Source organism: Paenibacillus sp. 05T425 (assembly GCF_056396205.1).
In genome coordinates, this window is the sequence record NZ_JBFTLA010000052.1 from 1 (window position 1) to 613 (window position 613).

A 613-nucleotide genomic window follows, 5' to 3' on the forward strand; every position below is an offset into this window, starting at 1 on the left:
AGTTCGGAATCTACGCTAATACGCTAATCTGATATTGAGTCATACCAAAATCCCTCCAATGAATGTTGTCTCGACAACTCCATTCTAAACGAGGATTCTGGCTATGGCTCCCTTTTTTTGAGATCCTAGCTTTTTACACAAGTATACGGACTCAACTATTGTAAAGAAGTTCTTGTCCTAATACGGTTTTGTATAGAAGTTCTTGTCTTGTGCTGGCGACAAGAACTTCTATACAAACAACAAAAAAGCCGCAGTTTATGCGACCTCCGTTGTACAGATGTTCTTGTCTTCCGACAATTGCTGCGCCTCTGTTCTGGCTCAGTTTTTTCTCCCAAGTTGCAGTTGCAACTTKGGCGTATTTTCCGTTTAGTTCAATGGTTGAAGTCCTTTTAATAAATTCACCATTAATTTGTTAGCTAAACGTAACGCCTCCGTTCGGTCCTTCGCTGGGGCTGTAAGCATCAGACCGTCCTTACCACTCCAATAACTAGACTTACCATCTTGTTGTTGTTCAAAAAGTGTAAGAGTAATTTGACGAAAATCATCATCGGCATATAACGTTCCCAACGAAAAACTCTTTCCTATGGTCCCGTCTTCATACCAATGGTACATT

Annotated in this window: 1 protein-coding gene; it reads right to left on the reverse strand. The window is 40.7% G+C overall.

The window, feature by feature from the left end; all coding sequences use genetic code 11:
- Window positions 1–366: 366 nt before the first annotated feature.
- Window positions 367–613, reverse strand: a 247-nt coding sequence (locus tag AC1DF0_RS32000) for a hypothetical protein (protein WP_477577581.1), incomplete at its 5' end; no start/stop codon positions are given.